The organism is Ferrovibrio sp. (genome assembly GCF_019636075.1).
Classification (GTDB): domain Bacteria; phylum Pseudomonadota; class Alphaproteobacteria; order Ferrovibrionales; family Ferrovibrionaceae; genus Ferrovibrio.
The window spans coordinates 1-18,217 of record NZ_JAHBYG010000062.1 but is presented as its reverse complement, the minus strand read 5'-3'; the positions used below and the strand labels follow the sequence as shown (position 1 = coordinate 18,217).

20 protein-coding genes are annotated in these 18,217 nt (G+C 61.7%); 12 read left to right on the top strand and 8 right to left on the bottom strand.

What is annotated here, in order from left to right; all coding sequences use genetic code 11:
- Both KF827_RS18465 and KF827_RS18460 read right to left on the bottom strand, forming a co-directional pair.
- A partial coding sequence (locus KF827_RS18465; protein WP_291008705.1) for a hypothetical protein occupies window positions 1-488 on the bottom strand: 488 nt, incomplete at its 3' end.
- Window positions 489-629: 141 nt separating this feature from the next.
- Window positions 630-1,313, bottom strand: coding sequence for a glutathione S-transferase (locus KF827_RS18460; RefSeq protein ID WP_291008702.1), 684 nt, complete (start codon window positions 1,311-1,313; stop codon window positions 630-632).
- Between the two features lie 289 nt (window positions 1,314-1,602).
- On the opposite strand from KF827_RS18460, the gene groES reads away from it, so the two are divergent.
- Window positions 1,603-1,920: a co-chaperone GroES gene (groES, locus tag KF827_RS18455; RefSeq protein WP_291008699.1), complete on the top strand. Its 318-nt coding sequence runs from the start codon at window positions 1,603-1,605 to the stop codon at window positions 1,918-1,920.
- A gap of 58 nt (window positions 1,921-1,978) precedes the next feature.
- A complete protein-coding gene (gene groL, locus KF827_RS18450) occupies window positions 1,979-3,637 on the top strand; it encodes a chaperonin GroEL (RefSeq protein WP_291008697.1) in 1,659 nt (552 codons plus the stop codon).
- An 82-nt stretch (window positions 3,638-3,719) separates the two neighbouring features.
- Here the strand turns inward: groL and KF827_RS18445 are convergent, their stop codons facing one another.
- Genes KF827_RS18445 through KF827_RS18435 form a run of 3 tightly spaced genes read right to left on the bottom strand, consistent with a single transcriptional unit; the run spans window position 3,720 to window position 5,499 of the window.
- Window positions 3,720-4,538 carry an FRG domain-containing protein gene (locus KF827_RS18445; RefSeq protein ID WP_291008694.1) on the bottom strand — a complete coding sequence of 273 codons (819 nt, stop codon included), beginning with the start codon at window positions 4,536-4,538 and terminating at the stop codon, window positions 3,720-3,722.
- 47 nt (window positions 4,539-4,585) lie between these two features.
- On the bottom strand, window positions 4,586-4,888 hold the full coding sequence (locus tag KF827_RS18440) for a hypothetical protein (protein ID WP_291008691.1): 303 nt from the start codon (window positions 4,886-4,888) through the stop codon (window positions 4,586-4,588).
- Entirely contained in the window at window positions 4,885-5,499 is a 615-nt protein-coding gene (locus KF827_RS18435; protein ID WP_291008688.1) for a nucleotidyl transferase AbiEii/AbiGii toxin family protein, read from the bottom strand. Before KF827_RS18435 ends, KF827_RS18440 begins: the two co-directional genes overlap by 4 nt.
- A gap of 277 nt (window positions 5,500-5,776) precedes the next feature.
- Here KF827_RS18435 and KF827_RS18430 point away from each other — a divergent pair, with 277 nt between their 5' ends.
- The 5 genes from KF827_RS18430 (at window position 5,777) to KF827_RS18410 (ending at window position 10,065) form a co-directional block, all read left to right on the top strand.
- Window positions 5,777-6,436, top strand: a complete 660-nt coding sequence (locus tag KF827_RS18430; RefSeq protein ID WP_291008685.1) for a peroxiredoxin — start codon at window positions 5,777-5,779, stop codon at window positions 6,434-6,436.
- A gap of 135 nt (window positions 6,437-6,571) precedes the next feature.
- A complete protein-coding gene (locus tag KF827_RS18425; RefSeq protein WP_291008682.1) occupies window positions 6,572-7,537 on the top strand; it encodes a LysR family transcriptional regulator in 966 nt (321 codons plus the stop codon).
- A gap of 315 nt (window positions 7,538-7,852) precedes the next feature.
- Window positions 7,853-8,497: an isochorismate family cysteine hydrolase YcaC gene (ycaC, locus tag KF827_RS18420; protein WP_291008679.1), complete on the top strand. Its 645-nt coding sequence runs from the start codon at window positions 7,853-7,855 to the stop codon at window positions 8,495-8,497.
- A 238-nt stretch (window positions 8,498-8,735) separates the two neighbouring features.
- Complete coding sequence (locus tag KF827_RS18415; protein ID WP_291008707.1) at window positions 8,736-9,581, top strand: pirin family protein; 846 nt, start codon at window positions 8,736-8,738, stop codon at window positions 9,579-9,581.
- Between the two features lie 73 nt (window positions 9,582-9,654).
- On the top strand, window positions 9,655-10,065 hold the full coding sequence (locus KF827_RS18410) for a DUF2177 family protein (protein ID WP_291008676.1): 411 nt from the start codon (window positions 9,655-9,657) through the stop codon (window positions 10,063-10,065).
- A 12-nt stretch (window positions 10,066-10,077) separates the two neighbouring features.
- On the opposite strand, the gene KF827_RS18405 is transcribed toward KF827_RS18410, so the two are convergent.
- On the bottom strand, window positions 10,078-11,115 hold the full coding sequence (locus KF827_RS18405; protein ID WP_291008673.1) for a methionine synthase: 1,038 nt from the start codon (window positions 11,113-11,115) through the stop codon (window positions 10,078-10,080).
- Between the two features lie 85 nt (window positions 11,116-11,200).
- On the opposite strand from KF827_RS18405, the gene KF827_RS18400 reads away from it, so the two are divergent.
- The 4 genes from KF827_RS18400 (at window position 11,201) to KF827_RS18385 (ending at window position 13,616) form a co-directional block, all read left to right on the top strand.
- Window positions 11,201-11,668 (top strand): YaiI/YqxD family protein, encoded by a 468-nt coding sequence (locus KF827_RS18400; RefSeq protein WP_291008670.1) that lies wholly within the window; start codon window positions 11,201-11,203, stop codon window positions 11,666-11,668.
- A 117-nt stretch (window positions 11,669-11,785) separates the two neighbouring features.
- On the top strand, window positions 11,786-12,091 hold the full coding sequence (locus tag KF827_RS18395; protein WP_291008667.1) for a helix-turn-helix domain-containing protein: 306 nt from the start codon (window positions 11,786-11,788) through the stop codon (window positions 12,089-12,091).
- Window positions 12,088-13,371 (top strand): HipA domain-containing protein, encoded by a 1,284-nt coding sequence (locus KF827_RS18390; protein WP_291008662.1) that lies wholly within the window; start codon window positions 12,088-12,090, stop codon window positions 13,369-13,371. Before KF827_RS18395 ends, KF827_RS18390 begins: the two co-directional genes overlap by 4 nt.
- On the top strand, window positions 13,368-13,616 hold the full coding sequence (locus KF827_RS18385) for a ParB N-terminal domain-containing protein (protein WP_291008659.1): 249 nt from the start codon (window positions 13,368-13,370) through the stop codon (window positions 13,614-13,616). Before KF827_RS18390 ends, KF827_RS18385 begins: the two co-directional genes overlap by 4 nt.
- Here KF827_RS18385 and KF827_RS18380 read toward each other — a convergent pair.
- Together KF827_RS18380 and KF827_RS18375 are read right to left on the bottom strand one after the other, a co-directional pair.
- Window positions 13,591-15,258 carry a sensor domain-containing diguanylate cyclase gene (locus KF827_RS18380; RefSeq protein WP_291008656.1) on the bottom strand — a complete coding sequence of 556 codons (1,668 nt, stop codon included), beginning with the start codon at window positions 15,256-15,258 and terminating at the stop codon, window positions 13,591-13,593. The genes KF827_RS18385 and KF827_RS18380 overlap by 26 nt on opposite strands.
- Window positions 15,259-15,547: 289 nt before the next feature.
- Window positions 15,548-16,834, bottom strand: a complete 1,287-nt coding sequence (locus KF827_RS18375) for an MFS transporter (protein WP_291008653.1) — start codon at window positions 16,832-16,834, stop codon at window positions 15,548-15,550.
- Window positions 16,835-17,019: 185 nt separating this feature from the next.
- Between KF827_RS18375 and KF827_RS18370 the strand changes: the two genes are divergently transcribed.
- The coding region (locus KF827_RS18370) for a M20 aminoacylase family protein (protein WP_291008650.1) at window positions 17,020-18,217 on the top strand (1,198 nt) is incomplete at its 3' end.

Genomic DNA, 18,217 nt, shown 5'->3' with positions numbered 1-18,217 from the left:
GTGGCGGCACCCGATACCATGGCGGCGGCCACGATCAGCAGAAAGGTTTGCTGGTCGCCGGGCAGGCCGGGCAGAAACACCACGCCCACACCCCAGAGCAGGCCGGACAATCCCGCCCATAGCACGGCAAGCCGGCGCGGCGAGAATACCCGCTCATAGGCCGTGCGGGGGGTTTTGGTTTCGGCGGCCAGATTGATGCGGCGTTGGCCGCGCCACAGCGCAAACAGCATGTAGCTGGCGCAGGCCAGCTGCATCAGCAGCCAGGGCAGCAGCAATATATCGGGCACCGCGCCATACAGGTTGGCGCTGGTCAGCAGCACCACCAGGATGGTGGCCCAGGCATTCACCGGCACCATGCGGCGATAGCCATCGCGCAACGGATCCACCAGGGTTTGCCGGATCGGCATTTCGCTTAAGGCTGCGCCGCCGGAATTTTCCAAGGCAACGGCTGGGCTATCCGGCGGTGTGTTCACAGCCAGCTTGTTCATGGGTGCAGTCTGTTCATCGATGCTGCCACGACAAAGCCCGGCATTCCCTTCTAGGCCGCTTTCAGCACTGGGTTTCGAGACATATTTAGAGGCATTTGCCGGTGTAGTGTATACACCGGCATGGGGCCCGGAAAGAGGGCGTTATTTCAGCAATTCGTAGGGGCCGCCGGTTTCCAACGCCCGCTGATAGGCCGGCCTTGCATGGATGCGGTCCAGCCATTCCCGCAGAACAGCATGCTCCGGTTGCAAACCCACCCGGCTTGCAGCAGCCTCCAGCGGAAAACTCATCTGGATATCGGCGGCGGAGAAATCCTGCCCGGCAAACCAGGGTGTGGCTTTCAGCGTTTCCGCCCAGAAAGTCATATGCGTGGTCAGTTGCGGATCGGTCATGCGCGCCTGGCCCTTGCCGGCGATCATCTTCACCAGCGGCCGCAGCAGGCCGGGCACATTGGCCGGCATGCGCATGAAAACCAGCTTCAGCAGCAACAGCGGCATGGCCGAGCCTTCGGCATAATGCAGCCAATAGGTGAAGGCGCGGCCGGCATCGGTGCCGCGGGCCGGGCGCAGCTTGCCGGCGCCCGTGCTGTCGGGGGTGTCGTAGCGATCCAGCAGATATTCGATGATGGCGCCGGTTTCGGCGATTTTCAGGCCGTTATCCTCGATCACCGGGGATTTGCCCAGCGGATGCACCTGGCGCAATTCCTTCGGTGCCAGCATGTCTGGCCGGCGCTCGTAGCGCTTCACGCTATAGGGCAGGCCCAGTTCCTCCAGCAGCCACAGCACACGCTGCGAGCGGGAATTGTTCAGGTGATGCACGATGATCATGGTGGGCCCTCATTGAAAAACAGTCTTGCGGAAATCGGCGGAAAACCTACACGGAAGACTGCACCAGCACCGTGACCGGGGTCACGAAATCTTTTTCCCGGTTTTTCTGCAGGCCCTCCCTTGACTCGAAGCCGGGCACTGCTTAAGTGTCTGGCGCTCTCCCGGGGGGAGTGCTAACAATTCGTCGCAGCCCCATATAAATCAATGGTTTATGCTGGGCCTTCCGAATTGGGATCGGATTTTTTAGCTGCCGGGCGGCCGCCTGGCGAATTTTGAGATGGAGGATCGCATGAAGTTTCGTCCGTTGCATGACCGTGTGGTGGTCAAGCGCGTTGCCGAGGAAGAGCGCAGCGCTGGCGGCATCATCATTCCGGACACCGCCAAGGAAAAGCCGATGCAGGGCGACGTGGTCGCCGTCGGCCCGGGCGCCCGTGGCGATGATGGCAAGCTGGTGGCGCTGGATGTGAAGGCCGGCGACCGTGTTCTGTTCGGCAAGTGGTCGGGCACCGAAGTCAAGATCGACGGCGAAGAGCTGCTGATCATGAAGGAGTCCGACATCATGGGCGTCATCGAAGGCGCCGCCGCCAAGAAGTCGAAGGCCGCCTGATCGGCATGTGCCGGATCAAGGCTGCAAGAATTTAAAGTAAATCTGAGGAGACACAGAAATGGCTGCTAAAGACGTAAAGTTTGGCGCCGATGCCCGCGCCCGCATGCTGCGCGGCGTCGACATCCTGGCCGACGCGGTGAAGGTTACCCTGGGTCCGAAGGGCCGCAACGTGGTGCTCGACAAGTCGTTCGGCGCCCCGCGCATCACCAAGGACGGCGTGACCGTCGCCAAGGACATCGAGCTGTCCGACAAGTTCGAGAATATGGGCGCGCAGATGGTGCGCGAAGTCGCTTCCAAGGCCAATGACCAGGCCGGCGACGGCACCACCACCGCCACCGTGCTGGCTCAGGCCATCGTGCGCGAAGGCGCCAAGGCGGTTGCCGCCGGCATGAACCCGATGGATCTGAAGCGCGGTATCGACCTCGCCGTCGAGAAGATCGTGGAAGACATCAAGTCGCGTTCCAAGAAGATCGCCGGCGCCAAGGAAGTTGCCCAGGTCGGCACCATCTCGGCCAATGGCGATTCCGAAATCGGCGCCATGATCGCCAAGGCGATGGAAAAGGTCGGCAACGAGGGTGTGATCACCGTCGAGGAAGCCAAGAGCCTGGAAACCGAGCTGGATGTCGTGGAAGGCATGCAGTTCGACCGCGGCTACCTGTCGCCGTATTTCATCACCAACGCGGAGAAGATGCTCTGCGATCTGGAAAACCCCTACATCCTGCTGCATGAGAAGAAGCTGTCGGGCCTGCAGGCCATGCTCCCGGTTCTGGAAGCCGTGGTGCAGACCGGTCGTCCGCTGCTGATCATTGCGGAAGACGTGGAAGGCGAAGCCCTGGCCACCCTGGTGGTCAACAAGCTGCGCGGCGGCCTGAAGGTTGCTGCCGTGAAGGCCCCTGGCTTCGGCGACCGCCGCAAGGCCATGCTGGAAGACATCGCCATCCTCACCGGCGGCCAGCTGATCTCCGAAGATCTCGGCATCAAGCTGGAAACCGTTACCCTTGCCATGCTGGGCACCGCCAAGAAGGTGACCATCGACAAGGAAAACACCACCCTGGTGGGCGGCGCCGGCAAGAAGAAGGACATCGAAGGCCGCGTGGCGCAGATCAAGGCGCAGATCGAGGAAACCACCTCGGACTACGACCGTGAGAAGCTCCAGGAGCGTCTGGCCAAGCTGGCTGGCGGCGTGGCCGTCATCAAGGTCGGCGGCGCCACCGAAGTGGAAGTGAAGGAGAAGAAGGATCGCGTCGACGACGCCCTGCATGCCACCCGCGCCGCGGTGGAAGAGGGCATCGTGCCGGGCGGCGGTACCGCTCTGCTCTACGCTGTCCGCGCCATCGACAAGGTGAAGGTGGACAATGCCGACCAGAAGCACGGCGTGGAAATCATCCGCCGCGCCCTGCAGGCCCCCGTGCGCCAGATCGCCGAGAATGCCGGCGTTGACGGTGCCGTGGTTGCCGGCAAGCTGCTGGAAAGCAAGGAAGTCAACTGGGGCTTCAACGCCCAGACCGAAGAATATACCGACCTGGTGAAGGCCGGCGTGATCGACCCCGCGAAGGTCGTGCGCGTCGCCCTGCAGGGCGCCGCCTCGGTGGCCGGCCTGCTGATCACCACCGAAGCCATGGTGGCCGACAAGCCGGAGCCGAAGGGCGCGGCGGCTGGCGGCATGCCCGGCGGCGGCATGGGCGGTATGGGCGGCATGGGCGGCATGGACTTCTAAGTCCGCGGCTCTCTCGCCAGAGAGTACAAGGAAGGCCCGGTGGAAACACCGGGCCTTTTTTTTCTTTGGCATATCATCCAAATTATATTTTGTCGGGAAAATGCAGATAACGTATCGCCAGGGTTTCCATGAGGCTGTCTTCGGAGCCAAAGAGTGAGAATGCATTGAGATTATGGGCGTCCAATTGCCTCAGAACCTTCAGGCGTTCAGATGCTGGGATGTTGAATTTTGTAACTCGAAAATTCCAGTAATCCTCTCTCTCCTCGGAAATAGGGATTTCATGGGATGCGAAACGCCAGCCTCCATCATTTTTGTTGAATATCGCACCTAGAGTATAATCAGCTTGTTGCAAGAAATGTCTTTTATGCGTCCGAATAAACGGACCAATTCTGTGAAGCAGGGGCTGGTCGCTCGAATACGATTGATGTTTTGATTCTTCCAGTGTGTATATCGATACGTGTGATCTTTTGTAATTATCTCGGAACGCAAAATAGGCAGCTACATAAGGAGATGCGCTCCAGTCTAGCAAAGGCGAGGGAAAGCCATGGTGCCGCAGATAGACAAGAAATTCTGTGGCTGGTAAGGGCCCATGCCGACCGCCAAATGACTCAAAATCGGAAAAATATTTGTCAATTTCTGGATGTTCAGGCACATCCCATCTAGAGCCGCTTAGAGCCTCGGCGGTTGGAGTGCTTTGTCCGATTAAGCGATAATAATCAACGATACGCATTTTGTTTTGATCATTGCGCTCAAGCGTTGTTTCCAACTTGAATTCTGCATTGGATTGGCCCCTAAACAATGTAGGCCAAACCCCCTTGGGATCTTCTTTTTGGAAATCGGTTATTGGTTTTAGCCGCTCAATAAATTCCTCCCAAGATTCCACGGTTATCGCTTTTATCATTTTTGTTTCTTTCCAAAATAAAACGACCGGACGAACACCCGGTTGGCCTAGAAACGCCGCGTTGGCGGCTGCGTATCCGGGTCGCGATCCAGAATCAGATTCCAATACGCCCATGAGCGGGGATCGATGATGCCGGGAGGCGCATGATCGAGCGCTTCCCGCAAAGTATTGTCGCTGACATGGCGGCGTATTGTCCTGGTATCTTCAGGCGTGCCATAGGCGAAGAAATAGGCGAGGAAATGCCAGGGATTCCGCAAGGCCTCGGCGGGCGGCTTGAACCACACCAGGCGCGCGGCAACTGCTTCGAGATCGGGGACTGCGAGATCGGGTGTGCCGGGAAGTACGGTCATTGCCCAGCACCTTTCCCGGAAGCGCGGAATTGATCGAGATCGGGCAATCGATCAAGATCGACAGCCTTCACTGCCATCCGCAATCGCTGCTTCAGATCGTCGGGCAAGGCGGCGAGTTCCGCTTCGCCGAAATAGCTGAGGGCTTTCAGCGTTATTTGCGGGTTGAATTGGCTTTTGTAGATTGCCAATCCGGCCGAAAGCGCCATGGGCAGGGAAATGCCGCCCCGTGTCATCAGGCTATCCAGATCGAGATAATCCTTCGCTTCGGCGCGTTGCTGAATGACGGCAGCCTTGGTGCCTGCGATGTCTATCAGCGCGGCGACTTTTATCGTCGTGCCTTCGGCCATATCGGGCGGCGCGATCCGGGCCAGATTCGGCACCCCGAAGAAGGAGAGTTTGACCGGGCCGCCGCGATCCACGCTGACATGCAAACTATTGCTTCGCATATCGAGAATGCTGGCATTGGCCAGATACGGAATTTCAGCCAGCAGGCTTTGGGGATCGATCGGTCGGTCGCCGAAAAAATCGAAATCCACCGATTGCCGATGCCCCAGCCTCAGGGCAAGTGCCGTGCCGCCGTATAGAGTGAAATAATCAGGGGTCGCGCGCAATTCCTCCCACAAGTCTCTCTGTGGGAGCGGCAGTATCTCTAAGCGGGGAGAGAATGCCTGTTGTCGGATCATCGGCGGATTCTAGCATGATCGGCGGGATTTGACATATCCGGCATGCCTGTAGAGGGGGGATGTAGGCAGCGGATTGCGGCTAATAGCTATAATTCCGCCGCCCCCAACAAATTCTCCTAACCCCTGCCATTAGAATCCCTCAATTCCGGGCAACCCGCTTCCCGCCCTATCCTGGCGCCTTCGCATATCGCGTATGGAGGTCGTCATGAGTTTGCGTATCGGCAGCAAGGCGCCGGATTTCGAGGCCGACAGCACTGCCGGCAAGTTGAAGTTTCACGATTTCATCGGTGATGGCTGGGGCGTGCTGTTCAGCCATCCGAAGGATTTCACGCCGGTCTGCACCACCGAGTTGGGCGCGGTGGCGAAGCTGAAGGGCGAGTTCGACAAGCGCAATGTGAAGGTGCTGGGGCTCAGCATCGATCCGGTGGCCGACCATGTGCGCTGGCTGAAGGATATCCAGGAGGTCACCGGCTTCCTGCCGGATTATCCGCTGATCGGCGATTCCGATCTCAAGGTCGCCAAGCTTTACGAGATGTTGCCGGAAGGCGCGGGCGAGACATCGCAGGGCCGCACGGCCGCCGACAACGCCACGGTGCGCACGGTTTATATCGTCGGCCCCGACAAGGCCATCAAGGCGCAATTGCATTACCCGATGACCACGGGCCGCAATTTCGATGAGATTTTGCGCCTGGTCGATTCCCTGCAACTCACTGCCAAGCATAAGGTGGCCACACCAGCCAATTGGAAGCAGGGCGAGGATGTGATCATCGCAGGTTCGGTGTCCGACGACGAGGCCAAGCAGAAATATCCGCAAGGCTGGCAGGCGCCGAAACCGTATCTGCGTATCGTGCCGCAGCCGGCATGACGGTTTGCGGGGTCTGGGGGGATACCCAAGAGCTTTCGGGGTAACCCGGTGTCATGCCTGAGGCGGGGCCCGGCCATCGGAGGAATCCGGTGCCGGGCCTTTTCTTTTCCTGCATAGGCTGCGAGCATCGCCGCCATGGCGCCCCGCTTCGAAGACATTCTTGCATTCATCGAGGTTGTGAAGGCCGGCAGCTTCACGGCGGCCGGCGCGCGGCTGGGCCTGGCGAAATCGGTGGTGAGCGACCGGGTGCGCGGCCTGGAAACGGCGCTCGGCGTGGAACTGCTGCGCCGGACCACCCGCAGCGTAACGCCCACCGAACGCGGCCGCGACTTATTCGAAAGCCTCGATCCGCTGGTGCTGGGGATTTCGCAAGCCGTGGATAGCGCCACCGATGCGCGCGGCCCGCTGGCCGGCCGCTTGCGCATCACCGCGCCGATCAGCTTCGGCATGCGCTATCTCACCCCGGTGATCAGCGGCTTCGCGCAGCAGCATCCCGATCTGGAAATCGCCTTGGATTTCGACGACCGCGCGGTGGATATCATCGGCAGCGGCTATGATCTGGCCATCCGCATCGGCCGGCTGGGCGATTCCAGCCTGATGGCACGTAAACTCTGCGACAGCGAACGCGTGGTTTGCTGCAGCCCGGCCTATGCCAGGCGGCATGCCATGCCGCGCGCGGTGGAAGACCTGGCCGGCCATGCCAGCATCGATTACGCCAATGCCCATGCCAGCCGGCTCTGGCGTTTCATGCCCGCCCATCCCAATGAATCCGAACGGGTGATCGAAACCCGCAGCCGCATCGTGGCCAATAACGGCGATGCGATGCGCGACATGGCGATTGCCGGCCTGGGCCTGACCGTGCTGCCGCGTTTCATCGTGGCCGAGGCGCTGGCCGATGGCAGCCTGATCGAGGCATTGCCCAATGTGCGCCCGGTGCCCGATGCGATCTATGCGGTGTATGCCCCGGTCCGGCATCTGCCGCGCAAGATCCGCGCCATGGTGGATCATCTGGTGGCCACTTTCGCCGACATCCCGCCCTGGGAAATGGTGAAGCCGGTACGAAAGAAACCGGCACAGCAGGCTGGAAAGAAATCACGGTGAACCGTTCAGGTTTGAGATGCCAAATCACCCAAACCGTCACCCTCGGACTTGTTCCGAGGGTCCGTGCCTGACACATCAAAGTCGCTGAACCATGGACCACCGTAACACGTACGGTGGTGACGGTTTTTTGGTTTTTCAGCCTCCACAAGACAGATAGATTCTGTCCAGATATCACCATTGTCCGGCTCAGCCGTACAGCAGGTTCGGCACAGGGCGGCTAATCGGTCGCAGGGTTTTTGCGTAGGGTTCTCTCACCGGCGGCGAATGCAGCCGAACGAGATCGAAACCCTGACCCCACGCATAAGGACCGCGACCATGAGCAAGACCTTCAAGTATAACCGCCTCGACAAGACCAAAGCCGCCGTTCTGCTGGTGGATCACCAGGCCGGCCTGCTGTCGCTGGTGCGCGATATCGACCCCGACAAGTTCCGCAACAACGTGCTGGCGGTGGCCGATCTGGCGAAGTATTTCAAGCTGCCCACCATCCTCACCACCAGCTTCGAAACCGGCCCGAACGGTCCGCTGATGCCGGAGCTGAAGGCGATGTTCCCCGATGCGCCCTATATCGCGCGGCCTGGCAATATCAACGCCTGGGATAACGAGGATTTCGTCAAGGCGGTGAAGGCCACCGGCAAGACGCAGTTGATCATCGCCGGCGTTGTCACCGAAGTCTGCGTCGCTTTCCCCGCCCTGTCGGCGCTGGAAGAGGAATTCGAGGTCTTCGTGGTGACGGATGCTTCGGGCACTTTCAACCAGATCGCCCAGCAGGCGGCCTGGAACCGCATGAGCCAGGCCGGCGCGCAATTGATGAACTGGTTCGGCGTGGCCTGCGAACTGCACCGCGACTGGCGCAACGATATCGAGGGCCTGGCCAAGCTGTTTGCCGATCATATCCCGGATTACAAGAACCTGATGACGAGTTATTTCGCTCAGCAGGCCGCAATCAAGCCGCAGGCGTAACGCGGGGCGTGGCCCGCGCCACACCTGAACTTGATGCGGGATGGCCCGGGTGCGTCTGTTGCGGCGTTACCCGGGCCTTTTTCTTCCGCAGAAATGCACTATCTTCCAGGCATTGAACCATGCCTTCAACAGCCGGCTGGATGCCGGTAGAAAGCCAGGGACGATCATGTCCGCGACCCTTCGCAAGACCGCAACCGAAAATCGCCGCTCTGTGCAGCGTGTTTACAAGGCGCCGCCGATGCATTGGGTGGGCGATGGCTTTGCCGTGCGCTCGCTGTTTTCCTACGATGGCCTGGGCCAGCAGGAAGCCAGCCCGTTCCTGATGCTGGATTACGGCGCGCCGCGCGATTTCACGCCGTCGAGCCATCAGCGTGGCGTGGGCGTGCATCCGCATCGCGGTTTCGAGACCGTGACTGTCGCTTATCACGGCGAGATCGCGCATCGCGATTCCACTGGCCAGGGCGGCATCATCGGCCCCGGCGATGTGCAATGGATGACGGCTGCCTCCGGCATCCTGCATGAGGAATTCCATTCGCCCAGCTTCGCGCAAGCCGGCGGGGTGATGGAAATGGCTCAGCTTTGGGTGAACCTGCCCAAGGCGCATAAGATGGCGCCGCCGGCCTATCAGCCGATCCTGCAGCAGGACATGCCGGTGGCGGCTCTGCCCGATGGCGCCGGCAGCGTGCGGGTGATCGCGGGCCATTACACCGGCACCGATGGCGTGGAAGCCAAGGGTCCGGCCACCACCTTCACGCCCATCGATCTGTGGGATGTGTCGCTCAAGGCCGGCAAGGCGGTAACGCTCAGCCTGCCGGAAGGCCATACCGTGATGCTGGTGGCCCGGCGCGGCAGCCTGCTGGTGAACGGCACCGACAAGGCGGCGGCCACCGAACTGGTGCTGCTCAGCCGCGAGGGCGGCGGCTTCACGCTCACCGCAGGGGATGAGGATACCGAAATCCTGCTGATGAGCGGCGAACCGATCGACGAGCCGGTGGTGGGCTATGGGCCGTTCGTGATGAACACGCCCGACGAGATCCGCCAGGCCATCGTCGATTTCCAGGCCGGTAAATTCGGCCGCATGTAGGGCATCCACTCCGCTCCGATCCGCGTATATTCGTGAGATCGGATATTCGGCAGGACCGGAGCGGAGAATTTCCATGACCAAACTGCATGCGATAGCCGGCCTCGCCCTGCTGGGCAGCATGGCTGTGCTGGATTTCATCTGGCTCAGCCTGGCCACGCCGCGTTTCTACCGCCCCAAGCTGGGCGCGCTGCTCAACGACATGCCGGTCTGGCCCGCCGCCATCGGATTCTATCTGCTCTATGCCGCCGGCGTGGCTTACTTTGTATTGCGGCCGGCCCTGAATGATGCCCTGCCGATAGGCCAGGCCATGCTGCAAGGCGCGTTCCTGGGCCTGGTGGCCTATGGCGCCTATGATCTCACCAACCATGCCACGCTGAAAAACTGGCCGGCCAGCGTTACGCTGATCGACATGGCCTGGGGCGCGGTAATGACGGCGCTCAGCGTGGGCGCGGCCCTGTGGATCGCGCGGCGCTTCGTGGCTTAGCCGAATCCCGATTTAGCCAAATCTCTGCCGCGCCAGTTCGGCGCCCTTGCCCAGCGCCTGCAGTTTGGCGGCGGCGATGGCGCCATCCAGCGGCGCCAGGCCGCAATTGCTGCACAGGATCAGCCGGTCCTTGCTCACATATTGCAAAGCGGTTTTCACCGTATCGGCGATTTCTTCCGGGGTTTCCACCTGATCGGTGGCCACATCCAGCACGCCCACCAGCACGGTCTTGTCGCCCAGCAGGGTCATCAGATAGGGCGGCACCCGGCTATGGAGGCATTCCAGCGACACCATGTCGATCTTCGATTTGGCCAGGGCGGGGAAGAAATCCTCGTATTGCCGCCATTCATTGCCCAGGCCGCGCTTCCATTCGATATTGGCCTGGATGCCATAGCCATAGCAGATATGCACGGCGGTCTTGGCCTTCAGGCCGTCGATGGCGCGATGCAGGGCCTCGATGCCCCAGCCGGCGGCTTCCTGCGTATAGGCATTGAAGGCGGGTTCGTCGAACTGGATGATATCCACGCCATCGGCTTCCAGTGCGCGGGCTTCCTGGTTCAGCAATTCGGCGAAGGCGAAGGCGGTTTTCACCTTGTCGCCGTAATAGCTGTCGGCCAGGGTGTCCATGATGGTCATCGGGCCGGGCAGGGTGAATTTCAGTTGGCGCTTGGTATGGGCGCGGCAGAAGGCGGCCTCCCAGGGATGCGCGCGGCCCTTCAGCGCCAGCTTGCCCACCACGCGCGGCACCATGGCTTTGTAGCGGTCGGCGCGGATGCCGATCTCCACTTTGTTGTCGCGGTCGATGCCGTCCACATTCTCCACGAAGCCATGCACGAAATGCTGCCGGCTCATCTCGCCATCGCCGATGATATCCAGCCCAGAATCCTCCTGCTGCTTGATCCAGACCAGGGTGGCATCGCGCTTGGCGGCTTCCAGTTCGGCGCCCTGCAGCTTCCAGGCCGGCCAGAGCTTATGCGTTTCAGCCAGCCAGCCCGGCTTGGGCAGGCTGCCGGCCACGCTTGCTTGAAAAAGGGGGCTGGCGGCGCTCATGGGTATGGCTCCTTGCTGCGGGGTTTCCTCAAGGCCGCAGCCTAGCATGCTTGCGCTGCCCATCGAAGCATGCTTGAGAGGGAATATGCCGCCCGATATCTATGTCGATGCCGATGCCTGCCCGGTAAAGCCGGAGATTTTCCGCGTGGCCGAGCGCCATGGGCTGCATGTATTCGTGGTGTCGAACGGCTTCATCAACCTGCCGCGCGAAAGCTGGATCCAGCGTGTGCAGGTGGCCGATGGCCCCGATGTGGCCGATGATTGGATCGCCGAACAGGCCAGGCCGGGCGATATCATCGTCACCGCCGATGTGCCGCTGGCGGCCCGGGGCGTGAAGCTGGGCGCCTGCGTGCTCTCGCCGCAAGGCAAGCTGTTCGACGAGGCCAGCATCGGCATGGCCTTGGCCACGCGCAACCTGATGACCGACCTGCGCTCGGCCGGCGAAATCACCTCGGGCCCGCGCCCCTTCTCGCCCCGCGACCGCTCGGCCTTCCTGCAGGCCCTGCATGAGGCTATCCTGCGGCGACAGCGATCTATGCGCGATCAAGTATAATTGGAAAATTATACTCAATTGAGTATTAATTTCCGGCTAAATATACGCGATCAGAAATAATTTGTCGTTTATACCTTTTTGAGTATAATCGCCAAATTATACGCGATGGAGTATCGCATGCTGCGCAATGCCAACGATATCGGCGCTTTGATCCGCTCTGCGCGTCAAGCCAAGGGCATGAGCCAGGCCGCCCTGGCCCAGCGCGCCGGCGTGCGGCAGACCTGGATTTCCCAGGTGGAGAATGGCAAGCCCACTGCCGCGCTGGGCCTAGTGCTGCAAACCCTGAATGCGCTGGGCGTGATACTGCAGGGCCGGACTGCCGAGCAGATGGGCCAGGCTGGGCTGGGGGCCGGCTCCGATGATGTAGACCTTGATGCCCTGATCGATAGCTATCGCATGCCCCGCCGCGAGGAGCATGCATGAGCAAGGCCGATGCTGCCCTGCATGTATTGATCAACGGCCGGCGGATCGGCGGGCTGCAACCGGACAAAACCGGCGCGCTGCGGTTTTCCTACGATGGAGATTGGCTGGCTGCTGGCCGGCATCCTTTGTCGCTGTCGATGCCTGTGGAACGCAGGGACCATGGCACGGAGCAGACAGCGGCATTCTTCTGGGGCCTGCTGCCCGACAATGCGCAAATTCTGGAGGGGATCGCGCGCCGGTCGGAACGCGGCGGGCCATGCTCGCCCAACAGCCTGGCGCGGATGCTGGCGAAAGTGGGTATGGATTGTGCAGGTGCCGTGCAGGTGGTGCGCGAGGAAGATTTGATCGAGGCCGTGGAAGGGGGTGAAGAGGTCGTGCTGCGTGATGCGCAAATCGCTGAAGCACTGCGGCGCTTGGCCATTCATCCGGCGCCGCAGCGGATGGTGAATCGCGAGGGGCAATTCAGCTTGGCTGGAGCACAGCCCAAACTGGCCTATCGTAAAACCGCTTCCGGCTGGGCTGAACCGAGCGGGCGGATTCCCACCACACATATTTTCAAGCCGGCCAATCCACGTTTTGACGGTTTGGTGGAAACCGAGCATGTCTGCATGGCGGCGGCATCGCGCCTCGGCTTGCAGGTGGCGCATAGCGAGATTCGGTATTTCGAGGATGTCAGTGTTATCGTTGTCGAGCGTTATGATCGCATCGAGGGTCGGCGCATTCATCAGGAAGATATGTGCCAGGCCGCAGGCATTCGGCCCGGGCGGAAATACGAAACCGATGGTGGCCCTGGTATCGATGGCATCCTCACGCTCCTGGCAGCATCATCCAGCCCGCAGGAGGATCACAGACGTTTTGTCGATGCGCTGATTCTGAACTGGCTGCTGCTCGGCACTGATGCCCATGCCAAGAATTATTCGCTACTCATCACGGATCGCCAGATTCGCCTGGCGCCGCTCTATGATATTGCCAGCTATTATCCCTTCATGGGCGATCACGTGCCGAAGCTGGCGATGAGAATCGGCCGCAGACGACAGCAGGATCATATCCGCCGCCAAAATTGGCTGCAGCATGGTTTTAAAACCGATTATCTCGATGAACGCATGCATGAAATGATCGCGCAATTGCCCGATGCGCTGGCCGATGCTATTCGCGACTGCAATGCCCATGGCGTGCGGCATCCGGCTCTTGCCATTACGTTGGCAAAGACCGGAGACTTCTGCAAATGGGCCGCTGCCCATTATAACCTAGGACTTATAGGCAAGGATTTCCCGCCATGATGAAAGCCACGCCGATCCCGCTGGAGAAAATCTATGTGCCCACGCGGCTGCGCGGCACGGTGGATCAGGCCAAGGTGGAGGCGCTGGCGGAGGATATCGTCAGCAACGGCATGACCACGCCGATCCAGGTGCGGGTGGATGGCGCGCGTTTCGTGCTGGTGGCGGGGCTGCACCGGCTGGAGGCGATCCGCTATCTCGGCGAAAAGACCATCACCGCTTTCACGGTTCAGGCGCGGAAGGCGTGATCGTCGGCCGCGGCGCCGGATCGGCCGTGGCGGCCAGCATCACGCGGTTGCGGCCGGCGCTTTTGGCGGCGTAGAGCGCGCCGTCGGCGCGGTCGATGGTGTCTTGCACATCCTTGTCCTGCGTCAGCAAAGCAGCGCAGCCGAGGCTGATGGTGAGCCACAGCGTCTGGCCATCGGGCAAGATCAGCGCATCGGCGGCCAGCGCCGCGCGCACGCGTTCGGCATAGGCGGCGGTGGCGTCTAGATCGCTCGCCATCAGCAGCACAACGAATTCTTCGCCGCCGAAGCGCGCCACCAGATCGCTTTCGCGCGCCGTTCGCTTCAGCAGCTCCGCCACCGCCTTGATCGCCGTATCGCCGGTGGCATGGCCATGCGTATCGTTCACCGATTTGAAATGGTCGATATCGGCAACCACGGCGCATAATCCGCCGCCATAGCGGCGGCTGAACACCACTTGCTGGGCGGCGAGATCGAGGAAGGCCCGGCGATTGAGCAATCCGGTCATAGCATCGGTATTGGCGCGCTGCTGCCACTCGGCCAAATCCGATGTCAGCCTGCGGCTTTCATCCATATGCCGCGCTTGCACATCGGCAAGCTGCGCTTGGGCCGTGCCGATGCGCCGCAAGAGCGAGCGCAGCGTTTGCGAAAGGTGCATGATCTCGCGGCTACCGCCCACCAGCGGCAGCGTTGTTGCGGCGGCATCGCCGCCTTGGCCGATCTGGGCGGCTTCCCGTGCGATGCGGTACAGCGGATTCGACATGCGGCCGGCCAGCCGCCATGTCAGCGCAATGGCGATCAGAACGAACAGCAGGCCGATTGCCAGGATCGAGATTGCCAGATTATTCACCGGCTGCAGGGCCTGTTGCTGCGGCTGGCGGGCCAGCACGATCCAACCCAGGCCGGGATAATCGCGGTGGCCGGCGGTAACGGCATATCCGGTCAGCCACCTACTGCCTGTATCGAACGCGGTTTGCAGGTCGTTGCGAAATCCACGCGCGCTTTGCATCAGCGGCTTCACTTGCTCGGCCGTCAGCGCGGATTGGCCGAAGCGCGGCCCCAGCAGCACATTGCCATTCCGGTCGAGCACCAGGATTTCAATAGATGTATCGCCTTGCTGGGCCAGCAGGTCGCTGCGCAGATCGCTCACCCAGTCCCAACTCAGATGCGCGCCCAGCACGCCAAGCAATTCACCCTGCCGGCTATGCACCGGATAAGCTATATCGACGAAACGGAACGGTTCGCCGTCGCGGCGCGGCCCCAGCAGGCGGGCCAGCAGCAGGGCTTCATGCAGGTCGCCCACGAAGGGCCTGCCCTTGGCATCGGCAAACCAATTGCGTTTCTCCACCGATTGGCCTTCCAGCATGCCACGCGTAGCGGCGCGCACATTGCCGGTGCGGTCGGCGAAGCCGATCCAGGCATAATCGGGAAAGCTTTGCTGTATGCGATCCAGCGTAATGCGCAAGGCTTCGGTATTCTGCAGCCAATGCGGCCGCAGGATTTCCATATCCGCCACGATGCCGATCTCGCGGTAACGCTCGAACATGTTCTGATCGAGCCGTCCTGTCATGCTGGCGGCCAGGGCGGCCATATTGGCACCGATCAATTCGGCTGATTTGTTGCGGCCCATCCAGGCGGCGAGCAAACTCGCGCCGAGTATCAAGACAGTGCAAAGCACCGCCGTTGCCACAGCCAATTGCGTACGGAGCGAAAATCTATCGAGCCATGTTTGCAGCAGCACGCAGAAACCTGAAAGTCCATCCCCCGATAAGGATCGACTATAACAGCGGCTTGTAGAGGCAAAACCCGCATTCGCCGCGACGACGCAGCAAATGGCCGTGAAGTCGGCGAAATTTCAATCTATCAGCGTTAAGGAAGCGCGGTTTTATTGGTGTGGTTGTTAAGGGCGGGGTGAGGCTTCTGACTTGGCAGCTTTATTCGGCCGCCGATGCCGCAGCCAGCATGCGGGGCACCGGCCGCGTGCCCATGAAAAGCTGCATGATGCCGGCGGCGATGCCGATGCCGGCGGCCAATTGCCAGGCCAGCGTATAAGAGCCCAGCGCATCGTAGAGCATGCCGCCGGCCCAGGCGCCGAGGAAGCTGCCCACCTGATGGCTGAAAAACGCGATGCCGGTGAGCGTGGCCATGAAGCGCACGCCGAAAATCTGTGCCACCAGGCCGTTCACCAACGGCAGCACGCCCAGCCACAGCGTGCCCATCACGGCGGCGAAGACCAGCGTGCTGGCTTGGCTGGCCGGCAGTGCGAAATACGCCACGATGGCGGCCGAGCGGATCAGATAGACGATGCCGAGCAGAATCTGCTTTGGGTAACGGTCGCCCAGCCAGCCGAACAGCCACGAGCCCAGCACATTGAAAAAGCCGATCACCGCCAGGGCCTGGGCGCTCACCATGGGATTGATGCCGCAATCGGCCAGATAGGTGGGCAGATGGGTGGTGATGAACACCAATTGCAAGCCGCAGACGAAGAAAGCCACCGACATCACGATATAGCCGCCATGCTGGCTGGCTTCGCGCAGGGTCTGGGTGAGGGTTTCGCTGGCAGCATTGGCGGCTTCGTTGGCCGGCAGGGGCACGCGGTCGGCGCGGCCGGCCAGCAGGGCAGCCGGCAGCATGGCAGCGGCAAGGCCCACGAAAACCAGGGTGGCGGTCTGCCAGCCGGCGCTCTGCATGGTGCTCTGGGCCAATGGGGCGGCAAAGAAGGTGCCCACCGAACCGGCCGCCGATACCAGGCCGAAAGCCAGGCTGCGCCGTTCCGGCCGCACCACCTTGGCCGCCACCTTGGCGGAGACGGCGGAGGCCGTGCAGGACAGCGCAATGCCCACCATGGCGCCGGCCCCCAGCGTCACCATCCAGCCATGGCTGGCAAAGGCGGTGAGCAGCATGCCGGCAGCATAGATGAACACGCCGAACACCATCACCCAGCGGGTGCCGTAGCGATCCACCAAGGCGCCGAAAAACGGCTGCGTGATGCCCCACAGGATGTTTTGCAGTGCCAGGGCGAAAGCGTAATCCGCCGCGCTCATCCCCAGGTCGCGGGTGATCGGCTGCATGAACAGGCCCTGGCTCTGGCGCATGCCCATGGCCAGCGACAGCATCACCGAGGCGCCGGCCAGCATTGAGATGGCCTGCCAGCGGCCCAGGGACGGGTGCTGGAATGAAGCCGGGGATTGGGATGCGGTCTGCGCGGCGGGATTGGCCATGGCTCGGCTCTTTTGGCTTTTGCTGCTGTCTCGGGTTGCGGCAAGAATGGGGCGGGGTCGGCCGGATGTCCAGATGGGATGGGCGACGATATTGTATCGGTGCAATGGGCAAAAAAGCCCGATGGCCCTCTTGCCAGAGGGCGGCGGTAATGCTGCTGTAATGCCAAAGCGAAAGGGCTTCTCCCATGGGTTACGACCTGCTATCCGCCTTCGCCCCGCATGAGGGCGAGTTGATCGCCATAAGGCGCGACATCCACAAGCATCCGGAAACCGCCTTCCAGGAAACCCGCACTGCCGCCCTGGTGGCGGAAAAGCTGCGCGGCTGGGGCTTGCAGGTGCATACCGGCCTGGCCGGCACCGGGGTGGTGGCAACGCTGAAAGGCCGGCGCGTCACCGGCGACAAGGCCAGGGATGGCCGCAGCATCGGTCTGCGCGCCGATATGGATGCGCTGAACCTGCAGGAGAAAAACGATTTCGCCCATGCCTCGGCCTATGCCGGCAAGATGCATGCCTGCGGCCATGATGGCCATACGGCGATGCTGCTGGGCGCGGCGCGGCATCTGGCGGCCGATCCGGATTTCGCCGGGCAGCTGCATTTCATCTTCCAGCCCGCCGAGGAAGGCGAGGGCGGCGCCCGGGTGATGATCGAGGAAGGGCTGTTTGAAAAATTCCCCTGCGATGCGGTGTATGGCATGCACAACATGCCGGGCACGCCGTTGGGGCATTTCGCCATCCGGCCCGGCGCGATGATGGCGGCATCGGATACCTGGACCACGGTGTTTCGCGGCACCGGCGGCCATGGCGCGATGCCGCATATGGGCAGCGACCCCACCATGGCGGCGGCGGCCTTCGTCACCGCCACGCAGCAGATCATCGCGCGCAATGTCTCGCCGCAGCATGCCGCGGTGATCAGCGTGGGCCACATCGCCGCCGGCGCTTATGGCTCGCCCAACGTGATCCCCTCGCAGGTGACCATCCGTGGCACCGCGCGCAGCTACACGCCGGCAGACCGCGACCTGCTGGAGCGCCGCCTGAACGAACTGGCGCAAGGCATCGCGGCGGCCCATGGCGTGAGCGTGGAGCATGATTACCTGCGCCGCTATCCGCCGCTGGTGAATGCCGCTGCGCAAACCGCCATTGCCATCCGTGCCGCCACCGCGCTGGTGGGGGCCGACAAGGTGGATGGCGATACCGAGAAGCTGACCGGCGCGGAGGATTTCGCCTTCATGCTGGAGCGCAAGCCAGGTGCCTATATCCTGATCGGCAATGGCGGCAGCGTGGCCGATGGCAGCTGCCATTACGTGCATACGCCGCATTACGATTTCAACGATGCCATTCTCACCACGGGCGCGGCCTATTGGGTGGAATTGGTGAAGCAGGAAT

Coding starts and splice junctions, on each gene's coding strand:
- KF827_RS18460 (WP_291008702.1), bottom strand. CDS start 1,313: ATGATCATCGTGCATCACCTGAACAATTCCCGCTCGCAGCGTGTGCTG.
- groES (WP_291008699.1), top strand. CDS start 1,603: ATGAAGTTTCGTCCGTTGCATGACCGTGTGGTGGTCAAGCGCGTTGCC.
- groL (WP_291008697.1), top strand. CDS start 1,979: ATGGCTGCTAAAGACGTAAAGTTTGGCGCCGATGCCCGCGCCCGCATG.
- KF827_RS18445 (WP_291008694.1), bottom strand. CDS start 4,538: ATGATAAAAGCGATAACCGTGGAATCTTGGGAGGAATTTATTGAGCGG.
- KF827_RS18440 (WP_291008691.1), bottom strand. CDS start 4,888: ATGACCGTACTTCCCGGCACACCCGATCTCGCAGTCCCCGATCTCGAA.
- KF827_RS18430 (WP_291008685.1), top strand. CDS start 5,777: ATGAGTTTGCGTATCGGCAGCAAGGCGCCGGATTTCGAGGCCGACAGC.
- KF827_RS18425 (WP_291008682.1), top strand. CDS start 6,572: ATGGCGCCCCGCTTCGAAGACATTCTTGCATTCATCGAGGTTGTGAAG.
- ycaC (WP_291008679.1), top strand. CDS start 7,853: ATGAGCAAGACCTTCAAGTATAACCGCCTCGACAAGACCAAAGCCGCC.
- KF827_RS18415 (WP_291008707.1), top strand. CDS start 8,736: ATGCATTGGGTGGGCGATGGCTTTGCCGTGCGCTCGCTGTTTTCCTAC.
- KF827_RS18410 (WP_291008676.1), top strand. CDS start 9,655: ATGACCAAACTGCATGCGATAGCCGGCCTCGCCCTGCTGGGCAGCATG.
- KF827_RS18405 (WP_291008673.1), bottom strand. CDS start 11,115: ATGAGCGCCGCCAGCCCCCTTTTTCAAGCAAGCGTGGCCGGCAGCCTG.
- KF827_RS18400 (WP_291008670.1), top strand. CDS start 11,201: ATGCCGCCCGATATCTATGTCGATGCCGATGCCTGCCCGGTAAAGCCG.
- KF827_RS18395 (WP_291008667.1), top strand. CDS start 11,786: ATGCTGCGCAATGCCAACGATATCGGCGCTTTGATCCGCTCTGCGCGT.
- KF827_RS18390 (WP_291008662.1), top strand. CDS start 12,088: ATGAGCAAGGCCGATGCTGCCCTGCATGTATTGATCAACGGCCGGCGG.
- KF827_RS18385 (WP_291008659.1), top strand. CDS start 13,368: ATGATGAAAGCCACGCCGATCCCGCTGGAGAAAATCTATGTGCCCACG.
- KF827_RS18375 (WP_291008653.1), bottom strand. CDS start 16,834: ATGGCCAATCCCGCCGCGCAGACCGCATCCCAATCCCCGGCTTCATTC.